The sequence below is a fragment of the Parvibaculum sp. genome (genome assembly GCF_040882025.1).
GTDB lineage: Bacteria > Pseudomonadota > Alphaproteobacteria > Parvibaculales > Parvibaculaceae > Parvibaculum.
Genome location: NZ_JBBECC010000180.1, coordinates 38,482 through 63,193, shown reverse-complemented (window position 1 = coordinate 63,193; position 24,712 = coordinate 38,482). Strand labels below are relative to the sequence as shown.

At 64.5% G+C, this 24,712-nt stretch carries 24 protein-coding genes; 15 read left to right on the top strand and 9 right to left on the bottom strand.

Annotation, left to right across the window (positions count from 1 at the left end):
- The 5 genes from WEB61_RS13220 to WEB61_RS13200 form a co-directional block, all read right to left on the bottom strand.
- Positions 1–551: ester cyclase (locus tag WEB61_RS13220; protein ID WP_368064802.1), on the bottom strand; the 551-nt coding region annotated here is incomplete at its 3' end.
- Positions 552–681: 130 nt separating this feature from the next.
- On the bottom strand, positions 682–3,813 hold the full coding sequence (locus tag WEB61_RS13215; RefSeq protein WP_368064801.1) for an efflux RND transporter permease subunit: 3,132 nt from the start codon (positions 3,811–3,813) through the stop codon (positions 682–684).
- On the bottom strand, positions 3,810–5,066 hold the full coding sequence (locus WEB61_RS13210) for an efflux RND transporter periplasmic adaptor subunit (protein WP_368064800.1): 1,257 nt from the start codon (positions 5,064–5,066) through the stop codon (positions 3,810–3,812). The genes WEB61_RS13215 and WEB61_RS13210 overlap by 4 nt, the downstream gene beginning before the upstream one ends.
- Before the next feature lie 62 nt (positions 5,067–5,128).
- Positions 5,129–5,533: a hypothetical protein gene (locus WEB61_RS13205; protein ID WP_368064799.1), complete on the bottom strand. Its 405-nt coding sequence runs from the start codon at positions 5,531–5,533 to the stop codon at positions 5,129–5,131.
- Between the two features lie 79 nt (positions 5,534–5,612).
- Positions 5,613–7,082 (bottom strand): TrkH family potassium uptake protein, encoded by a 1,470-nt coding sequence (locus tag WEB61_RS13200; protein WP_368064798.1) that lies wholly within the window; start codon positions 7,080–7,082, stop codon positions 5,613–5,615.
- A 192-nt stretch (positions 7,083–7,274) separates the two neighbouring features.
- On the opposite strand from WEB61_RS13200, the gene WEB61_RS13195 reads away from it, so the two are divergent.
- The 11 genes from WEB61_RS13195 to WEB61_RS13145 all read left to right on the top strand — a co-directional run bounded on the left by WEB61_RS13195 (position 7,275) and on the right by WEB61_RS13145 (position 16,561).
- Positions 7,275–8,984: an acyl-CoA dehydrogenase family protein gene (locus WEB61_RS13195; protein ID WP_368064797.1), complete on the top strand. Its 1,710-nt coding sequence runs from the start codon at positions 7,275–7,277 to the stop codon at positions 8,982–8,984.
- A gap of 11 nt (positions 8,985–8,995) precedes the next feature.
- Complete coding sequence (locus WEB61_RS13190) at positions 8,996–9,187, top strand: twin transmembrane helix small protein (RefSeq protein WP_368064796.1); 192 nt, start codon at positions 8,996–8,998, stop codon at positions 9,185–9,187.
- A gap of 160 nt (positions 9,188–9,347) precedes the next feature.
- Entirely contained in the window at positions 9,348–9,887 is a 540-nt protein-coding gene (locus tag WEB61_RS13185; protein ID WP_368064795.1) for an acyloxyacyl hydrolase, read from the top strand.
- 114 nt (positions 9,888–10,001) lie between these two features.
- Positions 10,002–10,904 (top strand): haloalkane dehalogenase, encoded by a 903-nt coding sequence (locus WEB61_RS13180; protein ID WP_368064794.1) that lies wholly within the window; start codon positions 10,002–10,004, stop codon positions 10,902–10,904.
- A 56-nt stretch (positions 10,905–10,960) separates the two neighbouring features.
- Positions 10,961–11,491 carry a cytochrome b gene (locus tag WEB61_RS13175; RefSeq protein WP_368064793.1) on the top strand — a complete coding sequence of 177 codons (531 nt, stop codon included), beginning with the start codon at positions 10,961–10,963 and terminating at the stop codon, positions 11,489–11,491.
- An 8-nt stretch (positions 11,492–11,499) separates the two neighbouring features.
- Positions 11,500–12,090 (top strand): cob(I)yrinic acid a,c-diamide adenosyltransferase, encoded by a 591-nt coding sequence (locus tag WEB61_RS13170; protein ID WP_368064792.1) that lies wholly within the window; start codon positions 11,500–11,502, stop codon positions 12,088–12,090.
- A gap of 246 nt (positions 12,091–12,336) precedes the next feature.
- Positions 12,337–13,086, top strand: coding sequence for an electron transfer flavoprotein subunit beta/FixA family protein (locus WEB61_RS13165; protein WP_368064791.1), 750 nt, complete (start codon positions 12,337–12,339; stop codon positions 13,084–13,086).
- Positions 13,083–14,024 (top strand): electron transfer flavoprotein subunit alpha/FixB family protein, encoded by a 942-nt coding sequence (locus tag WEB61_RS13160; protein WP_368064790.1) that lies wholly within the window; start codon positions 13,083–13,085, stop codon positions 14,022–14,024. Before WEB61_RS13165 ends, WEB61_RS13160 begins: the two co-directional genes overlap by 4 nt.
- 159 nt (positions 14,025–14,183) lie before the next feature.
- Positions 14,184–15,059 carry a 3-hydroxybutyryl-CoA dehydrogenase gene (locus tag WEB61_RS13155; RefSeq protein WP_368064789.1) on the top strand — a complete coding sequence of 292 codons (876 nt, stop codon included), beginning with the start codon at positions 14,184–14,186 and terminating at the stop codon, positions 15,057–15,059.
- Positions 15,060–15,127: 68 nt separating this feature from the next.
- The gene (locus tag WEB61_RS13150) at positions 15,128–15,667 is read left to right on the top strand and encodes a PAS domain-containing protein (protein WP_368064788.1); all 540 of its coding nucleotides are present in this window, start codon (positions 15,128–15,130) and stop codon (positions 15,665–15,667) included.
- A 69-nt stretch (positions 15,668–15,736) separates the two neighbouring features.
- Positions 15,737–16,561 (top strand): class I SAM-dependent methyltransferase, encoded by an 825-nt coding sequence (locus WEB61_RS13145; protein ID WP_368064787.1) that lies wholly within the window; start codon positions 15,737–15,739, stop codon positions 16,559–16,561.
- Here WEB61_RS13145 and WEB61_RS13140 read toward each other — a convergent pair.
- Entirely contained in the window at positions 16,530–17,159 is a 630-nt protein-coding gene (locus WEB61_RS13140; RefSeq protein WP_368064786.1) for a TlpA family protein disulfide reductase, read from the bottom strand. The genes WEB61_RS13145 and WEB61_RS13140 overlap by 32 nt on opposite strands.
- A 53-nt stretch (positions 17,160–17,212) precedes the next feature.
- On the opposite strand from WEB61_RS13140, the gene argH reads away from it, so the two are divergent.
- The 4 genes from argH to WEB61_RS13120 are packed head-to-tail and all read left to right on the top strand — an operon-like array spanning position 17,213 to position 22,703.
- Positions 17,213–18,622 (top strand): argininosuccinate lyase, encoded by a 1,410-nt coding sequence (gene argH / locus WEB61_RS13135; RefSeq protein WP_368064785.1) that lies wholly within the window; start codon positions 17,213–17,215, stop codon positions 18,620–18,622.
- Positions 18,619–18,828, top strand: coding sequence for a lipoprotein (locus tag WEB61_RS13130; protein ID WP_368064784.1), 210 nt, complete (start codon positions 18,619–18,621; stop codon positions 18,826–18,828). Before argH ends, WEB61_RS13130 begins: the two co-directional genes overlap by 4 nt.
- Positions 18,829–18,838: 10 nt before the next feature.
- Entirely contained in the window at positions 18,839–20,107 is a 1,269-nt protein-coding gene (gene lysA / locus WEB61_RS13125; RefSeq protein WP_368064783.1) for a diaminopimelate decarboxylase, read from the top strand.
- A gap of 52 nt (positions 20,108–20,159) precedes the next feature.
- Positions 20,160–22,703: a TIGR02302 family protein gene (locus WEB61_RS13120; protein ID WP_368064782.1), complete on the top strand. Its 2,544-nt coding sequence runs from the start codon at positions 20,160–20,162 to the stop codon at positions 22,701–22,703.
- Here WEB61_RS13120 and WEB61_RS13115 read toward each other — a convergent pair.
- Genes WEB61_RS13115 through WEB61_RS13105 form a run of 3 tightly spaced genes read right to left on the bottom strand, consistent with a single transcriptional unit; the run spans position 22,700 to position 24,514 of the window.
- Complete coding sequence (locus WEB61_RS13115) at positions 22,700–23,080, bottom strand: response regulator (protein ID WP_368064781.1); 381 nt, start codon at positions 23,078–23,080, stop codon at positions 22,700–22,702. The two genes, WEB61_RS13120 and WEB61_RS13115, sit on opposite strands and share 4 nt — an antisense overlap.
- A gap of 2 nt (positions 23,081–23,082) precedes the next feature.
- Positions 23,083–23,628 carry a hypoxanthine phosphoribosyltransferase gene (hpt, locus tag WEB61_RS13110; RefSeq protein WP_368064780.1) on the bottom strand — a complete coding sequence of 182 codons (546 nt, stop codon included), beginning with the start codon at positions 23,626–23,628 and terminating at the stop codon, positions 23,083–23,085.
- Between the two features lie 4 nt (positions 23,629–23,632).
- Entirely contained in the window at positions 23,633–24,514 is an 882-nt protein-coding gene (locus WEB61_RS13105) for an MJ0042-type zinc finger domain-containing protein (protein WP_368064779.1), read from the bottom strand.
- Positions 24,515–24,712: the final 198 nt, after the last annotated feature.

Sequence of the window (24,712 nt, the reverse complement as noted above, 5' to 3'; positions counted from 1 at the left end):
CCCGCCGGATCGAGAAGCCCGACCTGCACCAGAACGCCGGCCTGATCCCAATAGATATGCTCGTGCGAAATCTTGCCGTCCTTGAAGCCGACAACAACGGCAACCGCCATCTCGACCGGCCTGCCGGTGGGCGCAACGCCGGGCAGCAGCCAGTCGATCTCCGCCGTATGCGTGAAGCTGATAAAAATCTCGTCGACAATCTGCGTGTCGCCAACGGTGCTGGAAATATTGGTCATGACGACATCCGGTGGAAAGAACTTGCCAACCAGATGATCCCGATAGAAATCGTGCACTGCTTCACGGCCGACACCGCCGGCCATGGTCGGCACGTGATTGAGATGGGGGTCGGCCGACATTGTGGCCATCGTCGTTTCGAGATCACCTGCCAGTTCGGCCCCCACATGCTTCTGGAACGTGTCGATCATCGCCTGTCTGGACATCGAATTGTTTCCCTGGGATGAGGCGCCGGACTTGAAGAGACCCGTGAGGGCGGAGACCGACAGCGCCGCAACGCCGAGAACGCGCGCGATGAAATAGCGTCGGCTCTTCATGACGAACTCCCCCCGGTCGGCGGTGTCCGGATGACCGCCGATCATGCGGGTATCTTCGCTGTTTCCCGAACGCGCGACAAGGCCGATGCAAGACGGGAGACGGCCAAGCGGCGGGACTTTACGCCCTCCCTCACCCCACCTCACCCGCCTCCCGCCCCAGCCGCATACCGTGAACGATCGCGTAGATCGCCGGGATCACGACGAGCGTGAGGATGGTGGACGACACCATGCCGCCGATCATCGGCACGGCAATGCGCTGCATCACCTCGGCGCCGGTGCCGGTGGCCCAGAGGATCGGCAGGAGACCCGCCATGATGGTGACGACGGTCATCATCTTCGGCCGCACGCGCCCGACGGCGCCCTCCATGATCGCGCCGTTGAGGTCGGCACGGGTAAAGGCGCGGCCCTCGGTGGCGGCAAGCGCCCTGGCGTCGCGCAGGGCGTGGTCGAGATAGAGCAGCATGACGACGCCGGTTTCAGCCGCCACCCCCGCCAGCGCGATGAAGCCGACGGCCGCCGCAACGCTCATGTTGAAATCGAGCGCCGCCATCAGCCAGAGCCCGCCGACCAGCGCGAAGGGCAATGACAGCATCACGATGAAGGTTTCGGTGAGGCCCTTGAAGTTGAGATAGAGGAGCAGGAAAATCACCAGCAGCGTGACCGGGATAACGACGGAAAGGCGCTGCTGCGCGCGTGCCAGATATTCGAACTGGCCGCTCCAGGCGAGTGTGTAGCCGGGCGGCAGCGCGACTTCGCCGGCAACGGCACGCCGCGCCTCGCCGACATAGCCGCCGAGATCGCGGTCGCGGATGTCGACAAAGACATAGACGACCGGCTGGCCGCTTTCGGTGCGCACCATGGTGGGGCCGCGCGCCCGCGCGATGTCGGCGATCTCGCCGAGCGGAATGGCGGCGCCTGCGGGCGTCGTGACGAAAACCTCGCGCGCGATCGCATCCGGATCGGCGCGGGAGGCCTGCGGATAGCGCAGCACCACGTCGTAGCGCTCGCGGCCCTCGACCGTGGTGGTGAGGGCTTTCGCGCCGAGCGCCATCGCGATCGTTTCCTGCACCGTCTCCATCGAGAGGCCGTGCCGAGCGATGCGGTCGCGGTCGGGCTTGATGTCGAGAAAATAACCGCCATTGACGCGCTCGGCATAGGCCGACGAGGTGCCGGGAACGGCGCGCAAGGCGGTTTCGATCTCGCGGGCGATCCGTTCGAGCTCGACGAGGTCGGGGCCGAAGATCTTGACGCCGACCGGCGTACGGATGCCGGTCGAGAGCATGTCGATGCGGGCCTTGATGGGCATCGTCCAGGCATTGGAGACGCCTGGAAACTGGAGCGCGGTGTCCATTTCGGCAATCAGCTTGTCGAGATTCATCCCCCGCCGCCAGTCGCTTTCGGGCTTCAGGTTGATGATGGTCTCGAACATCTCCATCGGCGCGGGATCGGTCGCGCTGTCGGCGCGGCCCGCCTTGCCCCAGACAGAGGCAACCTCGGGAAAGCCGGCGATGATCCGGTTCTGCGTCTGCAGAAGTTCGGCCGCCTTCGTCACCGAAAGACCCGGCAACGTCGTCGGCATGTAGAGAAGCGTCCCCTCGTTGAGGTTCGGCATGAATTCCGAACCGATGCGGCCGAGCGGAACCACCGTGACGGCCAGGACAAGGACGGCCGCCAGGATGGTGACGCCCCGTGCCCGCAGCACCAGCCCGATCACCGGCCGGTAGAGCCAGATCAGCGCCTTGTTGAGCGGATTTTGGGCCTCCGGTACGATCCGGCCACGAATGAAGATCGTCATCAGCACCGGCACCAGCGTGATCGAAAGAAAGGCGGCGGCGGCCATCGCGAAGGTCTTGGTCGCGGCGAGCGGCTTGAAGAGGCGGCCTTCCTGCGCCTCCAGCGTGAAGATCGGCAGGAAGGAAACAGTGATGATCAGCAGGCTGAAAAAGAGCGCCGGCCCCACTTCCTGCGCCGCCTCGATGACGACAGCGGTGCGCGAAGCGCCGGGCGGCGCGTGCTCGAGCCGCTTGTGGGCGTTTTCGATCATCACGATCGCCGCATCGACCATGGCGCCGATCGCGATCGCAATGCCGCCAAGGCTCATGATGTTGGAGGGGATGCCGAGCACATGGGTCGCGGCAAGCGCCATCAGAATGCCGACCGGCAGCGTGACGATGGCGACAAGCGCGCTGCGCGCATGCCAGAGAAACAGGAAACAGACCAGCGCCACGACGATGCTTTCCTCGACCAGCGTGCGCACCAGCGTGTCGATGGCGCGGCCGATCAGCGCCGAGCGGTCATAGACCTCGACGATTTCGGTGTTGCCGGGCAGGCTCGGTGCGACGGCCGCGAGCTCACGCTTGACGTTTTCGATGACGTCGAGCGCATTGGCCCCGTGGCGCTGCAAGGCGATGCCGGAAACCGCTTCGCCCTCGCCGCCCAGTTCGGCGATGCCGCGCCGTTCGTCGGGCGCGAGTTCGACGCGCGCCACGTCGCGCAGCAAGAGCGGCGTGCCGCCCTCGGCGCGGAGCACGATCTTTTCGATATCCTCGATGCCGGCGAGATAGCCGCGGCCGCGGATCATGAATTCGGTTTCGGCAAGCTCGATGGTGCGGCCGCCGACATCCATGTTGCTGGCGCGCACCGCGCCGGCAATATCGGCAAGCGTCAGCCCCGTGCTTTTCAGCAGCAGCGGATCGACGATGATCGCATATTGCCGGACGAAGCCGCCCACCGTTGCAACCTCGGCGACGCCGTCGGCGCGCGAGACGGCGAAGCGGACCTGCCAGTCCTGCAACGAGCGGAGTTCGGCGAGGTTCATCTCCGAGGATTTCAGCGCATATTGATAGACCCAGCCGACGCCGGTCGCGTCCGGCCCGAGCGAGGGCGTGACGCCGTCCGGCAGGCGTTCGGCCGCCGCGCTCAGATATTCGAGAACGCGGCTTCGCGCCCAGTAGAGATCGGCACCGTCCTCGAAGACGACATAGACGAAGGAAACGCCGAAGAAGGAAAAGCCACGCACGACGCGGGAACGCGGCACGTTGAGCATCGCGGTCGCGAGCGGGAAAGTCACCTGGTCCTCGACGACCTGCGGCGCCTGCCCGGGATAGTCGGTGACGATGATGACCTGCGTGTCCGACAGGTCCGGTATCGCATCGAGCGGAATGCGCGCGATCGAATAGACGCCGGCGACGATCGCAAAGAGCGTGCCGATCAGCACCAGAACGCCGTTGCGCGCCGACCAGCCGATGATGCCCGCGATCATGGCGCCACCGGTTCGGCGGTGAAGGCCGAAAGCGCGGTCTGGAGATTGCTCTCGGCATCGATCAGGAAGATGCCGGAGGTGACGATCTCCTCGCCGGCGGCAAGGCCCTCCCTGATCTCGACATCGGCGCCGGCGCGGGCGCCGAGGCGAACGTCGCGCGGTTCGAAAAGCCCGTCGCCGCGCGCGACGAAGACGATCTGGCGGGCGCCGTCGTCGATGACCGAAGCGGCAGGCACCGCGAGGACTGGCCCATCGCCGGCCGACGCGCCGATTTCGACGCGCACGAAATGGCCGAGCTTGAGGCGCCCGTCGGCGTTCGGCACGACGAGCCGGACCCGGCCCGACCGGGTTTCCATGTCGATGTCGGGATAGACGAAGTCGACAATCGCCGCGCGCGTTTCGCCCGGCATGGCCGGCATCGACAATTGCGCGCGCTGTCCGGGCCTGACGAGCGCGAGGTCCTGTTCGGCGATTTCGGCCATCACCCAGAGCGCCGACAGATCGGCGATGCGGAAAAGCATATCGCCGGCCGAAAAGCGCATGCCGTCGAGCGAGGGTTTTTCGAGGACCGTGCCGCCAAGCGGCGCCTCGAAGGTGACCACCCGCGCCGGCGCGCGCGTGCGTGCCATTTCGGCAATGGTGGCATCGGAAATGCCGAAGAAACGGAGGTTCTGTGCGGCGCGTTCGACATCGCGGCCGCCGCGCGCAAGCGCGGAGAGATAGTCAGCCTGTTTGCGCAGCAGTTCGTCGCTTTCGATCCAGGCCGTCAGCAGCGGCGCGCCGGCCGTCACCGTGCCGCCTGTCGTGCGGACATCGAGACGTTCGACAAAGCCGTCGAAGCGCGCCGTCACCAGCGCGACGCGGGCCTCGTCCGCCATCACGGTGCCCGCACCGCGGACCCTGCGGACGAGGTCGCGGCGTTCGACCGTTACGGTCCTGACGCCGGCGCGCTGCATCTTTTCAACGCTGACGCGGACGGTTCCGGCGGGAGCCGCAACATCCTCCTCATAGACGGGGATGTAATCCATCCCCATCGAATCCTTTTTCGGCACCGGCGATATGTCGGGCAGGCCCATCGGGTTGCGGTAATAGCGTATCTTGCGCTCGCCCGACGGCGCGGCCGGGGCGGCATCGGTTTTTTGCTGCGTGGCGGCGGGAATCTCCCCGGCCGTATCGGCAACGCCCCGGCTGCCCGTCAATATGGCGGCGAGGACAAGCGCCGCGATCGCGGACGCCATGGTGAAGCGAAGCATGTGACTCTCCTGAAGCTGGCGGACGATTTGACGCAGGGGCCGGAAGGCCGCGCGCCGGCGCGTCACGCCGCTTTGGGAGGTCGCTGCAAGGGAGAGAGGGAGAGATCGGCCCGGCCGGTATCGGGCGCGCGGGCCGCCACGACGGCAAGCATCGCGGGGAAGAAAGCGGTCACGGCCGCAAGCTGAAGCGGCAGCTTGCCGCAAACGGCCATGCAGGGTGTCGAGTTTTCGCAGGCCCCGGTTTCCCCCCCGCCGCGGTCGTCGCAGCAGGGATCGGCCATCGTGCCCGCAACACGCGCCATATGCATCGGAGCACCCACATCGGCCATCGCGAACACCGCGCCGTCGAGACCGGCGCGCGGCGCCGCGATACCCGTCAGCAGCATGGCAAAGGCCAGCGCCGCCGCAAGCCAGTGATGGCGGCGGGCAACACGCATGTTTCGAGCGCGGCCGAGGCTTCGTTTCATGAGATCAGGCTAGCACGGACATGTTTACGGAGGGCTACACAAAAGTGTCACAGGAAATGGCCGCAATGGGCCCGTTTCCCTACTGTTTCCAGTAATCCTTCGAGAACATCACCAGCACCGTCAGCAGTTCGAGACGGCCGAGCAGCATGGCGAGCGCCATGACGATCTTGGCGCCGTCGGGCAGGCTCGAAAAATTGCCGGCGGGGCCGACGATGGGGCCGAGGCCCGGACCGACATTGGCGATCGAGGTGACGGCGGACGAGAGCGCGGTGATGAAGTCGAGGCCGAAGGCGGCGAGCACCAGCGCCACGGCGACCATGGAGGCGAGATAGACGAAGACGAACAAGGCGACCGAGAAGACGATGTCGCGGCTGATCGTGCGGTTGCCGTAGCGCAGCGTCTGCGCGACATGCGGATAAAGCGTCTGGCGGATCTGTGTCCGGAGCAGCATGGCAAGCACCTGCAGCCGGAAAATCTTCATGCCGCCCGAGGTCGAGCCGGTGCAACCGCCGATGAACATCAGGAACAGGAAGGCCATGACGGCAAAGGGCCCCCAGGCCGTGTAGTCGGCGCTGGCAAAACCGGTGGTGGTGACGACCGAGGTGATGTTGAAGGCGGTATAGCGCAGCGCCGTGAAGAACGAGTAGTCGCCGCGCGCCGCCAGCCAGAGCGCCATCAGGATCGAGGCGGCCGCGAGAATGCCGAGGAAGGTCCGCACCTGCGGGTCGCCCCAGAGCGTTTCGCCGGTGCCGCGCGCGGTGTGGACATAGAGCACCAGCGGCACCGCACCCGAAATCATGAAGACGACGGCGATCCAGTCGATGGCGGCGCTGCCGAAATGGCCGAAGGACGCGTCATGCGTCGAATAGCCGGCGGTCGCGACCGTCGTCATCGCGTGGTTGAGCGCGTCGAAGGCCGCCATGCCGGCCGCCATATAGGCAAGCGCGCAGAGAAGCGTCAGCAGCAGATAGACCTCGCCGATGGCGACCGCGATCTGTCCGGGGCGCGGCAGGACCTTGTCGGAACGGTCGGTGCTCTCGGTACGGAAGAGCTGCATGCCGCCGACGCGCAGGAAGGGCAGAATGGCGACCGCCGTGACGATGATGCCGATGCCGCCGACCCATTGCAGCAGCGAGCGCCAGAGGAGAAGGCCGGGCGGCGTCATGTCGAGCCCGACCATCACGGTCGCGCCGGTGGTGGTGAAGCCCGACATGGCCTCGAAGAAGGCGTCGGTGTAGCTCATGTCGACCTTGGACAGGGCAAAGGGCAAGGCCGAGAAGGCGCCGACCGAAAGCCAGGAGAGCACGGTGACGAGGAAAGTGGCGCGGTGGCCGAGATCGCGGTCCTCGGTCTGGTTGGCGAGCATCAGTGCGCCACCGACAAAGCCCGTGATGACGGCGGCGCCGAGAAAGGCCGCCGAATCGCCGCTGTTGGCCATCAGTTCGGCCAGGATCGGGATCAGCATCACCACCGAGAGCGCGACGAGAAGCGCCCCGACGACAAGGCCGACAACCTTGGTGTTGTCGCCGGTCATGCTGACGCTGTCCATGAAACCCCCCGTCAGGTCCGTTGAGAACGCGGTTGCCGAATCGCCCCTCCGGCTGGCCGGAGCGCAGGGTTCGAGATATATAGACATCGAGGGGCAGGCGCCATGCCACCCGAGATGAGCCTCGAACCCGCTGCTTCCCGCCCTTTTTTACACCGCCGCCGATCCACCAGTCACGAAGGACGCGTTCACCCCATGAGCCCCGCCGAAAGCGCCGCCGCCCACACCCCCGCCCGAACCCCCGAAGGCGGCGCGCTCGCCGACCTGCTGACGCTGACCGCGCAATCGGTCGAGGCCGCCGATACGCTGCTCGCGAAGGCGCGCGCCGCCGTCTTTGCCCTTGTGGCGAAAGACGGCAAGGTTTCGGCCGCCGCGATCGAACGCGAACAGTTCGCCGCGCACGGCTTTGGCTGGGCGGCAACCTATGTGGAAGCGCTGCGCCAGATGGCGGCCTATGCGGCGCGCATGACGCAGGAAAAGCGCTTCGGCGAATTCGAGGCGCTGATCGTGCAGGCCGCCTTCGGCGAATATCTGAACCAGCTTTCGGGCGGCATTCCGATGAGCCAGGGCGAGATCGTGCGGCCACAGGACCTCGGCCTGACCGAGGACGATGTCGCCGCCTTCCGCGCCGCGCCGGCCGTGCGCCGCCTGACGGGCGCGGGGCTCACCGCCGGGGTGCGCGCGCGGCTTGCCGAACTGATTGCCGCGAATGCGGGCGCGGCGACCTATGGCGATGCGGGGCTCGAAGAGACCTATGATGCGATCCGCGACCAGATGCGCCGCTTCGCCGATGCCGAAGTCGTGCCGCATGCGCATGAATGGCATTTGAAGGACGACTACATTCCGATGCCGGTCGTCGAACAGATGGCCGAGCTGGGCGTCTTCGGCCTGACGATCCCGGAGGAATATGGCGGCCTCGGCCTCGGCAAGGAATCGATGTGCGTCGTTTCGGAGGAATTGTCGCGCGGCTATATCGGCGTCGGCTCGCTGGGCACGCGCTCCGAAATCGCCGCCGAGCTGATCCTTGGCGGCGGCACACAGGCGCAGAAGGAAAAATGGCTGCCGAAAATCGCGAGCGGAGCGGTGCTGCCGACGGCGGTCTTCACCGAGCCGAACACCGGTTCGGACCTTGCGAGCTTGCGCACGCGCGGGAAGCGCGAGGGCGACGTCTACAAGATCAACGGCAACAAGACCTGGATCACGCATGCCGCGCGCGCGGACGTGATGACGCTGCTCTGCCGCACGAACGACGCGCCGGGCTACAAGGGCCTCTCGATGCTGCTCGCCGAAAAGCCACGTGGCGACGACAACGAACCCTTCCCGGCCAAGGGCATGTCCGGCGGTGAGATCGAGGTGCTCGGCTATCGCGGCATGAAGGAATTCGAGATCGGCTTCGACGATTTCGAGGTGAAGGCCGAAAACCTGCTCGGCGGCGAGGAGGGCCAGGGCTTCAAGCAATTGATGCAGACCTTCGAAAGCGCGCGTATCCAGACGGCGGCGCGCGCCGTCGGCGTCGCACAATCGGCGCTGGAGCTCGGCCTGCGTTACGCACAGGAGCGCATCCAGTTCGGCAAGCCGATCTACGATTTCCCGCGCGTCAACGGCAAGCTGGTGACGATGGCGGTCGAGATCATGGTGGCGCGCCAGCTCACCTATTTCGCCGCCCGCGAAAAGGACGGTGGCCGGCGCTGCGACCTCGAAGCCGGAATGGCGAAGCTGCTCGCCGCCCGCATCGCCTGGGCGGCAGCCGACAATGCGCTGCAGATCCACGGCGGCAACGGCTTTGCCCTCGAATATCCGGTAAGCCGCGTCCTTTGCGACGCCCGCATCCTCAACATTTTCGAAGGCGCCGCCGAAATCCAGGCACAGGTGATCGCCCGCCGCCTGCTTGAAGGCGGCAATTAGGGAATCGAATCATGGCTGAATTCGTTAACTGGCTGGCGCCCGTCGCCCTGATCGCCGTGCTGGCCGTGCTGCTGGCGGGCCTGTGGAACATGATGCGCGGCGGTCCGGCCAGCCGCTCGCAGACCCTGATGCGCTGGCGCGTCGGCCTGCAGTTTCTGGCCGTTATCGTCATTATGGCCGGCCTCTGGCTCGCCAGCAGCTAGGGATCCAGCCCCCTTGATTAACCAAAAACTGAAACCTGCCTGCCACAATGATGCATATTCGCATGCGAGACACGCCGGCCGCCGCGGGGGGCCTCGGACATTCCGGCGGACATCCGGTAGGCTCGCACCGCGTTCGGGGGTTTAAAAGGGGAGCTACAAAGTGAATCGAAAGACAAGCTTGCTGGCGGCCGTGGGCATGGCCGCCTTTGTTTGCGCGCCGGCATACGCAGAGAGCTTTATCAGCGAAGTGCGCATCGGCGTGATGGATCACGACTCCAGCATGTTCCACGACAGCCATGAGACGACCGATCCGGACGTCAATTTCGAGGTCCGTTTCGTATCGCCCGATTTTCTCGACTGGGCCTTCGCGCCGCGGCCGCTGATCGGCGGCACGATCAACACCGGCGACGGCACCAGCTTCGGCTATGCCGGCCTCGGCTGGACCTTCGATCTCACCGAGGCCTTCTTCGTCGACTTCACACTCGGCGGCGCGGTGCATGACGGCGAAACCGAGCGCGCAACCGCGACCAGCAAGAATTTCGGCTGCCGCGCCCAGTTCCACGAAAGCGCATCCATCGGCTACCGCTTCAACAAGGCCAATGCGATCATGGTGTCGATCGAGCACATGTCGAACGCCAGTCTCTGCGACGACAATGAAGGCCTGACCAATACCGGCCTGCGCTACGCCTACAGTTTCTAAGCACGGCAATGCCACAACGGCCATGAAGGGCGCCCCGCGACGGGCGCCCTTTTTGGCGTTTGGGCCTGACGAATGCCCAGCGTATCATGCCGGTTTGCATGGTGGAGGCCACTGATGACCGATCAGCCAATTTCCGCGCACGAACATCCCAAGAAGTCGGTGACGATTTCCGGCCGCGCCATGACCTATGTCGAAATGGGCAAGGGCGACCCGATCGTCTTCCTGCATGGCAACCCGACCTCCTCCTATCTCTGGCGCAACGTGATGCCGCATCTGAAGGATCAGGGCCGCTGCATCGCGCCCGATCTGATCGGCATGGGCGACAGCGACAAGCTCGAGCCCTCCAGCGCCGAGCGCTACACGTTCCGGGAGCATCGCCGCTTTCTCGAGGCCTTTCTCGATGCGGTCGGGGTGGCGAAGAACGTTACCCTCGTCATCCATGACTGGGGTTCGGCGCTCGGCTTCGACTGGGCGAACCGCAACCGCACCGCCGTCGACGGCATCGCCTATATGGAGGGGATCGTCCGGCCGCTGGCATGGAGCGAATGGAACGAAGCCGCGAGGGGCATCTTCAAGGGCTTCCGCTCCGCGGCCGGCGAGGAAATGATTCTCGAACGAAACCTCTTCATCGAGGCCGTGCTGCCGGGCTCGATCCTGCGCAAGCTGACGCCGGAGGAAATGGAGGTCTATCGCCGCCCCTTCCGCGAGCCCGGTGAGGACCGCCGCCCGACACTGACATGGCCGCGCCAGATCCCACTCGACGGCGCGCCGGAAGACGTGACCGAAATCGTCAAGTCCTATGCCGAATGGATGGCCGCGAACGAGCTGCCGAAGCTCTTCGTCAATGCCGAGCCGGGGGCAATCCTGATCGGCGCCCAGCGCGAGTTCTGCCGGAGCTGGAAGAACCAGACCGAGGTGACCGTGAAGGGAAACCACTTCATCCAGGAAGACAGCCCGCATGAAATCGGCGAAGCCGTCGCCAAATGGCGCAAGGGCTGGAAAAAAGCTGAGGCTTGATCGGCGGCCCGCCTCGCGCGAGGCTTGACGTTCACAATCCACAGGAGGGGGTTCCGATGACCGATACCGCATACGCAAAGACGCCGGCAACTTTCAGCGCGGCGATGAAAAGCTTTCACTGGGTCATCGGCGTGCTGGTGCTGCTGATGTTCTATGGCGGCTTCACGCTGAGCCGCGAGACCGCGACCTGGCATTTCGGCACCGGCCTCGTCATCCTGGTGTTGATGGTGGGCTGGCTGGCGATCCGGGGCCGCACACCGCGTCCGCCGTTGCCCGCCGACACGCCGCGCTGGCAGCAGATCGCCGCGCGGGCGACCCATCACAGCCTCTATCTTTGCGTGACCCTGCAACCGGTCTTCGGGTTGATGATGGCGACGACATCGAAGGGTTCGCCGGTGGCTTTCGGCTTCATTCCGCTGAAGATCGCGCAGAACGACACGATCAACGAGATCGGCCATGTGGCCCATATGGTCAATGCCTTCATTCTCGTGGCGCTGGTGGCGTTTCATATCGCAGGCGCGCTCCAGCATCATTTCATCCGACGCGACAATGTGCTGACGCGAATATTGCCGTTCGGAAAGGCCTGACGAGCGAGATGGTCACGCTGAACAAGATCTATACGCGCACAGGCGACAAAGGCACGACGGCGCTGGCGTCGGGCGAGCGCGTGCCGAAACATGCGCTGCGGATCGAGAGCTACGGCACCGTCGACGAGGCCAATTCGGCGATCGGTGTGGCGCGGCTTCACACCGGCGGCATGGAAAAGCTCGACGCGATGCTGGCCCGCATCCAGAACGACCTGTTCGACCTCGGCGCCGACCTCGCGACGCCCGACCGGGGCGAGAAGCTCGACTACGAGCCCTTGCGCATCGTCGAGGCGCAGGTCACGCGGCTCGAGGCCGAGATCGATGAGTTGAATGCGGCGCTGGAGCCCTTGCGCTCCTTCGTTCTGCCGGCGGGCACGCCCGCGGCCGCCTGTCTGCACCTTGCCCGCACGATCTGCCGCCGCGCCGAACGGCTGGTGGCGGCGCTGGCCGAAAAGCCGGAGGAGCGCGTCGGCGCCCCGGCGCTACGCTATCTGAACCGCCTCTCGGACTTCCTTTTCGTCGCCGCGCGCTGGGTCAACAAGGGCCCGGACGGCAAGGGGCCGGGCGACGTGTTGTGGACGCCGGGCGCAAGCCGCTGAGGAGGCCCCGAGGGCCGCTCCGGTCGCGTTGACAGGAGGGGATGAGGCCACTAGGTTGCCGCACCGCAGCAGCAGCTTTATGTCGCTTTTCGCAGGCAGGCGGAATTTCCTCAGGGAAACAGCCATTTCGCGGACCGCCCGCCGCTTCGAAAGACCCACACCAAGACCGGCGCCGGGGTTCCAGGGGGCCGGGGTCCCACCCCCGGATTTCCGATGCCCCCGGCAACGCGCAGGGAGTTCGCCTCAATGAAAGTCCTCGTCCCGATCAAGCGAGTGGTCGATTACAACGTCAAGATCCGCGTCAAGTCGGACCAGACCGGTGTCGATCTCGCCAATGTGAAGATGTCGATGAACCCGTTCGACGAAATCGCCGTCGAAGAAGCGGTGCGTCTGAAGGAAGCCGGCAAGGCGACCGAAGTGATCGCGGTGTCGATCGGCGTCCAGCAGACAACCGAAACCATCCGCACCGCGCTTGCCATGGGCGCCGACCGGGGCATTCTGGTCAAGACCGACGAAACGGTCGAGCCGCTCAATGTGGCGAAGATTCTCAAGGCAATCGCCGAAGAGGAGAAGCCCGACCTGATCATTCTCGGCAAGCAGGCGATCGACGACGATTGCAACCAGACCGGCCAGATGCTGGCCGCGCTGCTGGGCTGGGCACAGGGCACTTTTGCTTCCAAAGTCGAGGTCGACGGCGCAACGCTGAACCTCACCCGCGAAATCGACGGCGGCCTGCAGACGCTGAAGCTCAAGATGCCGGCGGTCGTAACCACCGATCTGCGCCTGAACGAGCCGCGCTACGCCTCGCTCCCCAACATCATGAAGGCCAAGAAGAAGCCGATCGACGAAAAGGCACCGTCGGATTATGGCGTCGACGTCAAGGCCCGTCTTGAAGTGCTGAAGGTGACGGAACCGCCGCAACGCCAGGCCGGTATCAAGGTCGAATCGGTTGAACAGCTTGTATCGAAGCTCAAGGAAGCGGGAGTGATCGGATGACCACGCTTGTTATTGCAGACCACAACAACAAGGCGCTGAACGACGCCACCGCCAAGACCGTGACGGCCGCTGCCAAGCTCGGCGGCGACGTTCATGTTCTCGTGATCGGCCAGGATTGCGGCGCCGCCGGCGAAGCGGCCGCCAAGCTCGATGGCGTCAAGAAGGTGCTGGTTGCCGACGATGCGCTCTACGCGCATCCCGTCGCCGAGCCGCTCGCCGCACTCGTGGTGAAGCTCGCCGCCGATTACGACGCGATCGTCACCGCTGCCACCACCGTCGGCAAGAACTTCATGCCGCGCGTGGCCGCCCTGCTCGACGTGGCGCAGATTTCGGAAATCACCGCCGTCAATGGCGCCGACACGTTCGAGCGCCCGATCTATGCCGGCAACGCGATCCAGACCGTCAAGGCGACGGACGCGAAGAAGGTCATCACGGTGCGTACCACCGCCTTCCCGGCGGCCGGTCAGGGCGGCTCGGCCTCCATCGAGAAAATCGGCGCTGGCGACAATCCGGGCCTCTCCGAATTCGTCGAGGAAAAGCTGACGAAATCGGACCGTCCGGAACTGACATCGGCCAAGATCATCATCTCGGGCGGCCGCGGCATGCAGAATGGCGAGAATTTCGCCATGCTCGAAACAATCGCCGACAAGCTCGGGGCCGCCGTCGGCGCCTCGCGCGCGGCCGTCGATGCGGGCTTTGTGCCCAACGACTACCAGGTCGGCCAGACCGGCAAGGTCGTGGCACCCGATCTTTACATCGCCGTCGGCATTTCCGGCGCGATCCAGCATCTCGCGGGCATGAAGGACTCGAAGGTCATCGTGGCCATCAACAAGGACGAGGAAGCGCCGATCTTCCAGGTTGCCGATTACGGTCTTGTTGCCGATCTCTTCAAGGCGGTGCCGGAGCTTGAAGCAGAGCTGACGAAAGCCGGCCTCTGAGCAAACAGGCCTGCAAGCATGAGATACCGGGAACGGCGCCGCCTCGAAACAGGCCGGCGCCGTTTTGCTGTCGGGTCGTTATCGGGCGCACAACGCCCAAATCTTTGCTACGTTTGACGCGGGCGATGCTATCGGACCCGCCAGGCGGGATGGAGTGAGATGAAAATTCGCAAAGTAGGCGTGATCGGCGCCGGCCAGATGGGCAACGGGATCGCGCATGTCTGCGCGCTGGCGGGCTACGAGGTATCGCTTTTCGACATCTCGAAGGAACGTATCGAAGCCGGCCTCGCCACCATCGACGGCAATCTGACCCGACAGGTCGCGAGCGGGCGCATCACCGAGGTCGAGCGCGACGCCGCGCTGGAACGTATCGGGCCGGCAGCCTCCATGGGGAGTTTCGACGACACCGACATCGTCATCGAATCCGCGACCGAAATCGAAGAAGTGAAGCGCAAGATTTTCGCCGAGCTGTGCCCGCATCTGCGCGAGGATGCGCTGATCGCGACCAACACCTCCTCGATCTCCATAACGCGCCTTGCCGCCTCCACCGACCGCCCCGAGCGCTTCATGGGCATGCATTTCATGAATCCGGTCCCGGTGATGGAACTGGTGGAGCTGGTACGCGGCATAGCGACCGACGATCCCACCTTCGAGATCGTGCGCGGCTTTGCCGAAACGCTGGGCAAGAAGATCGCCAATGCCGAAGACTATCCGGCCTTCATCGTCAATCGCATCCTGTTGCCGATGATCAACGAAGCCGTCTATACGCTTTACGAAGGCGTCGGATCGGTTGAAAGCATCGACAAGGCAATGCGGCTCGGCGCCAACCATCCGATGGGCCCGTTGCAGCTTGCCGACTTCATCGGTCTCGACACCTGCCTTTCGATCATGCAGGTGCTTTACGACGGGCTGGCGGATTCGAAGTATCGGCCCTGTCCGCTTCTGGTGAAATATGTCGAGGCCGGCTGGCTCGGCCGCAAGACCCAGCGCGGTTTCTACGACTATCGCGGTGAGAAACCCGTTCCGACACGTTAGGACGGCGCCGATAGTTCGTTAACTGTCCCATGCGAAACTTGCCCGAATTGGGGCAAGGAGACGCAGCGATGGGTGGAGAGAGTTTCAGCGGCGGCGACAGCGCCCGGAAAATCACCGAAGAGCCACAGTTTCTCGACACGCCGGAACATCCGCTCGTTATCGAGTTTCTCAACTATATCGAAGGCAAGCGCGGTGCCCGCGAGATGGCCGACCGTGCCGACATATCACCCGCCGACCTCCTCCGCTTTCTGCCCAACATGATCATCACCGAAGCCGTGAACGGCGGCGAGGATTTCCGTACACGGCTTTTCGGGACGGCGCTGGTGGAATTGCTGGGCGAGGAACGCACCGGCAAGCTCCTGTCGGAGTTTGCCGAGGAAGGCGCCATCGCCAAGGACAAGAAGGCCGTACAGCGGCGCTGGCTCTATATAACACGCCAGGCATTTATCGGCCGCAAGCCCGTCTTCGCGAAAGTGCCCTTCGCCGCCTCGGACCGCCTCTATCTCGCCGGCCACACCATTTCAGTACCCCTGACGGCCGGCGGCACGGAGCCGGCGCAGGTTGTCGGTGCGATGTTCGTTACCCACACCGAACGGCGCTCCGATTGACGCACGACGCCTGAGGCGTATCCTGCCCGGCTTCGCAACCGGCGGGGCACCAGAAAGGGAGCCTCGCCCATGTCCACCGAGATTTCACCGGACCCGTTCGCCGCAAACCTCGCTCGCTGGGAGGAACAGGTCGACATTCATGTCGGTTCGGACTTCTATCGCGTGAAGGAGTTTCGCGCCGGCGGCACGAGCCTCGACCCGCTGGTCCTTTCGGAAATCGGCGACGTGAGGGGCAAGCGGCTCCTCCACCTGCAATGCCATTTCGGCCTCGATTCGCTGTCCCTGGCACGGCTCGGAGCCGAGATCACCGGCCTCGACTTCTCGCCGAAGGCGATCGCAGCGGCACGGAAACTTGCCGAAGAAACGGGCGTGGCGGCGCGTTTCGTCGAAGCGCGTGTCGACGAGGCTGCGGCGAAAGCCGGCCCCGGTTACGACATCGTCTTCACGAGCTGGGGTGTGCTGATGTGGCTGCCGGACCTCGACGTCTGGGCGAAAAATATCGCTGAGTGCCTGGCCCCCGGCGGCTTCTTCTACATCGCAGAGGGCCATCCGATGCTGTGGACGCTGGACGACGAAGGAACGACGGTGGCCGAGAATTTCCGCATCGTCCGCTCCTACTTCCTCGAAGGCCCCCAGCAATGGGAGAATGCGCACGACTACGCGGAGCCGTCGATCACACTGCGGCACTTCAAGAGCAACGAATGGCAGCACACGCTGGGCGAGGTGGTGACCGCGCTGGCGGCGGCGGGGCTTCGTATCGAATTCCTGCACGAGCACGACAAACTCGTCTGGCCGGGCGTACCGAGCCTCGAAAAAAGCGGGCCTTACTACATGGCGCCAGACGGCGCGCCACGCCTGCCGCTCAGTTATTCGCTGAAGGCGCGGAAAGACTGAGCGCGGCCTCGATCAGACGTTTCGTGTCCTCGCCGTCCCATTCAGCCGGGCCGACCATACGCCCGATCTCGCGGCCATCCGGCGAAATCAGCAGCGTCGTCGGCAGCCCGAACGCCTTGAGCGTCACATTCGCCCGCGCTGTCGGGTCGATATAGAAGCCGAGACTATCAATACCGTTTTCGGCAAAGAAGCGCCGCGCGAGATCGTGACCCCGCAGATCGACGCTGAGCGCGACGACCTCGAAACGCTCGCTTCCCAGCGCCGCCTGCAGCCGGTCAAGCGCCGGCATTTCCTCCCGGCAGGGCGCGCACCAGGTGGCCCAGAGATTGAGCAGGACGAGCCTGCCCTCGAAATCAGCCAATGTCAGCGTCTGCCCCTTGCCGCCCTCGAAAGCGATAGCCGGGACCGCTGCCGGCTCCGGGGCGGCCCTGAAATTGGCCATATCGCCCACGGCCAGCGCCTGAAGGGGTGAGGGCACGCGGCTGCCCGCCAAATCGTCCGGGTTGCCGCCCCCCCGACCGATCAAGTATACCGCCCCGACGATCAAAAGGGCGGCGCCGACCAGAATAGCGATAGACTTCGGTCCGACCTGAGCCATGGGACAATCCGCTTCCACCCCGGTTCGGGCCTGCGGCCGCCCGGAGAAAGACAATGAGCAACAAGATGTGGGGCGGCCGTTTCGGCGCCGGCCCCGACCGGATCATGGAGGAGATCAACGCCTCCATCGGCTTCGACAAGCGCTTTTTCGCCCAGGACATTGCGGGCTCGAAGGCGCATTGCCGCATGTTGGCCGAAACGGGGATTATCTCAAGAGACGATGCCGACAAAATCGTCGCAGGGCTCGACGCGGTGCTGGCCGAAATCGAGGCAGGCACGTTCGCCTTCAAGCGTGAACTCGAAGACATTCACATGAACGTCGAGGCGCGGCTCGCCGAGCTGATCGGCGCCGTGGCCGGCAGGCTGCACACCGCGCGTTCGCGCAACGACCAGGTGGCGACCGACTTCAAGCTTTATGTCCGCGACACGATCGACCATCTCGACGATCAACTTCGGGATTTCCAGCTTGCGCTGATCGCGAAAGCCGACGCTCACGCGGCGACCATCATGCCGGGTTTCACGCATCTGCAAACAGCGCAGCCCGTGACGTTCGGCCATCACTGTCTCGCCTATGTCGAAATGGCCGCGCGCGACCGCGGCAGGCTGGCCGACGCGCGCAAGCGGCTCAACGAATGCCCATTGGGCGCGGCAGCGCTGGCCGGCACCTCGTTTCCGATCGACCGCGAAAGGACGGCGGCCGAACTCGGCTTCGATGCGCCCACGCGAAACTCGCTCGACAGCGTATCAGATCGCGATTTCGTGCTCGAGACGCTGTCCGCCGCCGCCATTTGCGCGACGCATCTTTCACGACTGGCCGAGGAGATCGTCATCTGGTCGACGCCCGGCTTCGACTTCGTGCGACTGCCCGACAGCTTCACGACCGGTTCGTCGATCATGCCGCAAAAGCGCAATCCAGACGCCGCCGAACTGGTGCGCGCCAAGACGGGCCGTGTCGTCGGCGCGCTGACGACGCTTCTCATCGTGATGAAGGGCCTGCCGCTCGCCTATTCGAAGGACATGCAGGAAGACAAGGAAGCGACTTTCGATGCGCTCGACGCGCTGTCGCTGTCGCTCGCCGCCATGACCGGCATGGTCGAAACGCTGACCGTTAACGAGAAGGCGATGCGCACCGCCGCTTCGCGCGGTTTCTCGACCGCGACTGATCTCGCCGACTGGCTGGTGCGGACGCTTGGCTTGCCGTTCCGGCAGGCGCATCATGTAACCGGCGCGCTGGTTGCGATGGCTGAAAAAAAGGGTGTCGATCTCGACAAGCTGACACTTAACGAGATGCGCGAGGTGGAGCCCCGGATCGCGGAAGACGTATATGCTGTACTGGGCGTCGACAATTCGGTGGCGAGCCGTACAAGCCTGGGCGGCACGGCACCCGCCAATGTGAAGGCCGCAGTCGCGCGCTGGCAGGCCGAACTTGACCGCAAGGGCACTGGAAGGGACCAGGGAAGATGACCACACACCATTTGCCGATTGCTCTGCTGGGCATCTTCCTGATCGCAGCCATGGCCGGTTGCGGCAAGAAGGGGCCGCTTGAACTGCCGCCCGGGGCGACGCCCGCACCGGCGGCCGAGACGAACGTCGTCATCGACGAGGAGCCGCCGATCGACCTGCGTCCGATGCGCGACGGCATGGGCGCAACGCGCGGCAACGACGACTGATCGCCTTATCATGCATCACTTCGAGTATCGCAGCGGCATCATGCATGCCGAGAATGTGGCGATCCCCGACATCGCCGCCGCGATCGGGACGCCCTTCTATTGCTATTCGAGCGCGACACTCGAACGGCACTACAGTGTCTTCGCTGCCGCGTTCAAGAGCCAGCCGGCGCGCATCTGCTATTCGGTCAAGGCCAACTCCAATCTCGCCGTGATTGCGACACTGGCGCGCCTCGGTGCGGGCGCCGATGTGGTTTCGGAAGGGGAGCTTCGCCGCGCGCTGGCGGCAGGTGTGGCGCCGGACAAGATCGTCTTTTCCGGCGTCGGCAAGACCGAAGGCGAGATGGCTTTCGCACTGGAAGCGGGCATCGACCAGTTCAACGTCGAATCCGAACCCGAGCTCGAGTTGCTGGCGGCGCTGGCGGAGGCACGCGGTCTTGTCGCGCGCGTCGCCATCCGTGTCAATCCTGACATCGATGCGGGGACGCATGAAAAAATTGCGACGGGCAAGGCGGAAAACAAGTTCGGCATCTCATGGCGGCGTGCGCCGGCTGTCTATGCACGGGCGCGCGAACTGAGAGGTGTCGACGCCAGCGGCATCGATGTGCATATCGGCAGCCAGTTGACGGCGCTCGAGCCCTTTGCCGCCGCCTTCGAGCGCGTCGCCGGTATGGTGGAAGCGCTGCGCGCCGAAGGCCACACGATCCGCCATATCGATCTCGGCGGAGGTCTGGGCATTCCCTATCGGGGCGACAATGACGTGCCGCCGCATCCGGACGAATATGCGGCGATGGTGAAGCGCACGATCGGCCATCTCGGTTGCGAGCTGACCTTTGAACCAGGCCGCCTGATCGCCGGCAATGCCGGCATTCTGGTGACGCGCGTCATTTATGAAAAGCTCGGTGACGACCGTGCCTTTCTCGTTCTCGACGCGGCCATGAACGACCTCATCCGGCCGACGCTTTACGATGCCTTCCACGACATCCGCCCAATTGCGGAGCCTCCCGACGGCGCGGAGCGCGTGACCTATGACGTCGTGGGCCCGGTTTGCGAAACCGGCGACTTCTTTGCCAAGGGGCGGGACTTGCCGCGTCTGAAGAGCGGCGATCTCGTCGCCATCATGTCGGCGGGCGCCTATGGTGCGGTGCAAGCTTCCACCTACAACACGCGACCGCTGATTCCCGAGGTCATGGTGCACGGAGGGGATTTCGCCGAGGTGCGCGCACGCCCCAGTTATGACGCAATCCTGAAACAGGATATGATCCCTGACTGGCTGGATTGACGGCATCGTCGACCGCTCCGGATTGGGCTGACGGCAACAAGGGCGGAAGGCTTTGACCGGCCCCGAACGAAACAAACCAGACTCTATTGACGCACGCGCCGCGCGGCTGCCGCCGCATATCGAGCGGCGCGTCCGGATCGCGAGGGCGCTGCTGATCTGGCAGGCGTTCTGGCCTGCGCTTTGGCCAGCAGCCGGCTTGGCGGGAATATTCGTGGTTCTGGCCTTGTTCGGCGCCTTCACCGTTCTGCCCTTGCCACTGCATTGGGCCTTTCTGGCCGCCTTCGGCACGACAATGGTCTGGACATTGTGGCGCGGCTTTCGCGGCTTCAAATGGCCGACGCGCCACGACGCCTTTCGTCATCTCGAAAAATCCTCCGGTCTGCGCCATTCGCCGCTTGCGGCCTATGAGGATGTTGCCGCCGAAACAAGCGGCGATCCGGCGCTCTGGTCTGCGCATCGGCGTTGGGTGACGGAGCGGCTGCGCAAGCTCCGCCTCAGCCTGCCGCAACCCGGCCTTGCCTCACGCGATCCGAGGGCGCTGCGCGCCGCCGTCTTGCTGCTGCTGGTTGTTGCAGTGATCGGTACGGGTCCCGGCCGCGCCGAGCGCATCGCCGCCGCGCTGTTGCCGGGCGCAAGTGCTGTCATGCAGGCGACGATCGAGGCATGGATCACGCCACCGGCCTATACCGGCGAGCCGCCACTCTATCTCGATCGTCGCGGCGACGACACGCCGGTCGCGCAAAACGTGAGTGCGCCGCAGGGCAGCATCCTGTCGTTGCGTGTGCACGGCCTGAGGAATGCGCCGGTTCTCGAAAGTCACGGTGACGACACACGAGAAAAACCACAGGCGCTGAAAACCATCAGTGAGGGCAATCATTCGATTGATGCAGAATTGATCGAGACGACCGATCTCGCACTCACCGAAGGAGGTCGTGTGATCCGAGGTTGGCGCATCGAGGTCACGCCGGACGAAACGCCGAGGATCGAACTGAGCGAACCGCTGGCGCAATCAGCATCCGGCGCGTTGCGCTTCGCCTACAAGGTTTCAGATGACCATGGCGTCGTCGGCGCGGAAGCACGCATCGAACTCGATCGCAGCGCCGACCCCAAACTCGAAGAAGCGCGATCCGCCGCGGAGCCGCGCGTGACGGCACCGCATGTGCAACTGCCGCTGCCATCGCTGCGGCCACGCGATGCAGCGGGTGAAACCTATGCCGACCTGACACCTCATCCCTGGGCCGGACTGCCTGTGAAAATCACATTGGTTGCGCGCGACGACGCGAACCAGGAAGGTGCGGCCGAACCGGTCGAGACGGTGCTACCAGCTCGCACGTTCACCGATCCTCTGGCACGCGCCATCGTCGAACAGCGCCGCCGCCTCGCGCTCGATCCGCGCTCGGGCGCCAGTGTCGCGCGCTTCATCGATAATTTCACGCAGGATGCCGATCGCTATATCGACGACAAGGTCGTCTATCTGTCGTTGCGCGCCGCCTATTGGCGGCTGACCGAGGCCCGCCGCGACGCTGACCTGACGGGCATTTTCGATCTTCTCTGGTCGATCGCATTGCGGGTCGAGGATGGCGACATCTCTCTCACCGAGCGCGATCTGCGCGACGCGCAGAAGGCTCTGGCGGATGCATTGAACCAGGGCGCCGGTGAGGAAGAGATCGCGCGCCTGATGTCGGAGTTGAGAGATGCGTTCAACAGGCACATGGATGCCCTGACGGCGAGCCAGGGGCCAATGCCCGATACGCCCCCGACAAACAACGCCTTGTCGGATGCACAAACCGTTGAACGCCAGCAGCTTGAAGACATGCTGAACGCTATCGGCGAACTTGCCCAAAGCGGCGCGCGCGACCAGGCGAAAGCGATGCTGCAGCAACTCCAGGCCATTCTCGAAAATCTGCAACTGCCGGGACAGGCAGGACCGATGGGTCCCGGCGAACAGGCCATGGCGCAAGCGATCGATCAGATGGGCGAGATGATCACGAAGCAGCGCGAATTGATGGACCGGACTTTCGGCGAAACGCAAGGCGGTATCGGCGAGGATGGCGCCGACGGACAAACCCCCGGCGCCGGCATGCCGGGCCAGACGCCCCATGGCGGTGAGGCCGGATCCATGCCCTCGCTCGATGCCCTCGCCGAGGCACAACGCGCGTTGCGCGACGAACTTGGCGAAATCCTGAAACGCCTGGGTGAAGGCGGCGCCGAAGTGCCGGGCGCGCTCGGCAACGCGGAGAGATCGATGCGAGACGCCGAGGAACGGCTGGAAGCCGGGCGCGCCGATCGCGCCACAGGCGCGCAAGGACAAGCTATCGACGAAATGCGCGCCGGCGCACAGGCCATGGCTGACCAGTTGATGCAAGGGATGGCAGGACGGCAGGAAGGTCGGGGACGCGGCCAGTCCCGCAGCGATCCACTCGGACGGCCCATGCGCCAATCCGGACAAGAAACGGGCGCCGACGTCGCCGTGCCCGACAAGATCGACATGCAGCGCGCACGGGAAATTCTCGAAGAGTTGCGCCGGCGTGCCGCCGATCTCGGACGGCCCCGGATCGAACTCGACTATCTTGATCGGCTGCTGCAGCGCTTCTAGGCGCCGCCATCCAGGACCGAAGCAACGCGAAGAACAAGTTCGTCGAGCGTAAAGGGTTTCAACAAGATGTCGTGGATGATCGCCTCGAGCCCATGGGCACGTTCGCGTTGGTCGGAATAGCCGGTCATCAACATGATGCGCAGCGCCGGCGCGTCGCGCGAAGCGGCAAGCGCCAACGACACACCGTCCATCACCGGCATCAGAATATCCGTCAGCAGAAGGTCATAAGGTCGGGCGTCGGCGCGTGCTTGCGACAGCGCCTCAAGCGCCGCGCTCCCGTCACCCGCGCCATCAACCTCGTGACCGGCTCCCTTGAGCGCGCGTGTCACGAAAGTTCTGACATCGGGCTCGTCTTCGACGACAAGAATGCGGGCCATCGTCAGCGCTCCACAAAACCGACAAACGGCAACTGGCGATAAGCATGGGCAATGTCCATGCCGTAACCGACGACGAAGCGGTCGGGGCACTCGAAGCCGATGAAATCGGCGGTGAAATCGACGGCCAGCTTGCCCGGCTTGCGCAGCAAAACACAACTCTTGACCGTGCGCGCACCGCGCGCTGCCATCAAGTCTGCCGCGAAGGCAAGCGTTCGGCCCGACTCCAGAATATCGTCGACGATCAATACGTCGCGACCGGTGATGTCCGCCTCGGTATCGCGCAAAATGCGCACCTCCCCGCGCGACTGCGTGCCCGCGCCGTAGCTCGACAGGCCGATGAAATCCATGTCCGGTTCCACTCCCGCCTCATGCAGCGCACGCAGAAGGTCGGCGGCGAAAATAAAACTTCCTTTGAGGATCGGAACGACCAGAGGTTCACGCCCCATTGTGGCGGCAATCTCGGCAGCCAGCGCGCGCACGCGTTCCGTGATCTCTTCCGCCGAATATAGTACAGAGATGGGGGCACCGCGCGGCGCAAGCCGGCTCAAGACCCTATTCCTCCGCAGGCGCGGCATCGTCCGGCGCGGCGGTATCTTCCTGCTCGCGAACGAAGCGAATCTCGATGTCGCGCGCCTCGACGGGCGGACTTGAAAGACGGGTCGTGAACGTTGTCGCCTCGTCGGCCGGCAACTCGCCTTGATCGAGCGCAAATGTCCAGTGATAGAGTTCCGTCTGATCGACGTCGCGCAATCCGATCCGCAGACGCGGCAGTGCTACCGCCTTGCCGCTGACATTGACGACCTCGCCCGTGACGGCCAGCACAGGCAGTCCCTGCTCTTCCTGCCGTTCATAGGCAACATTGCGAAATTCAAGACCGCGCAGATTGACCGGCGCACCGACGGCAGCATAGACGCGAGTTGTCGCTGGCCAGAAAGAGGCGATGTCGGCACGCCACTGATAGCCACCCATCAGCGTTCCACCTACGAACAGAGCCAGGGTCACCCAGCCGGCGACATTGAGCGCCTTGCCGCGTCGCATCGATGCCGCGCGCCGAACCTGGGCACGAAACCGGTTGCCGATATCCGATGTGGTACTGATGGCGGCAACAGGCGTGTCTGCAAAGACCACGTCGTCATCGCCGTCGGGGTCGCTGGCGGCATTGGCCAGTGCATCGGCGGCCGGCGCTGCTTTTTCGCCAAAAATCTTCTTGCGCGTCGAAGCGGGGATAAATGCCGGCGCAACAACCTCGGTTGATACAGTCTCAGCCGGCGGCGGAACGGACGACGGGCTCTCATCAAGGTCGGCGGGTGGCGCCTGATGCCAGCTCTGGCCGCATTTGGCGCAACGCACTTTCCGCCCCGCCGGTGCGAAGGAGGATGCCTCCACCGGGTATCGCGTCGAACAGGATGGGCAGGTGATGATCATCCGGGACATTCAGTTTGGCATTGATGATTACGAGGTCCGAAACGGAACGTAGCGCAACCGGCCCCGATCCGCATTTCCACAAGCCTATTGAAAGCCGCCCCATGGTTAAAGGCGCGTTAAAAGGATGCGGCCAAAAGCTCGAAAAGCCCCGCGACAAGCCGCTTTTTTTGCCTAGCCGATCTGCATGGCCCCCTTTGTTCCATGATA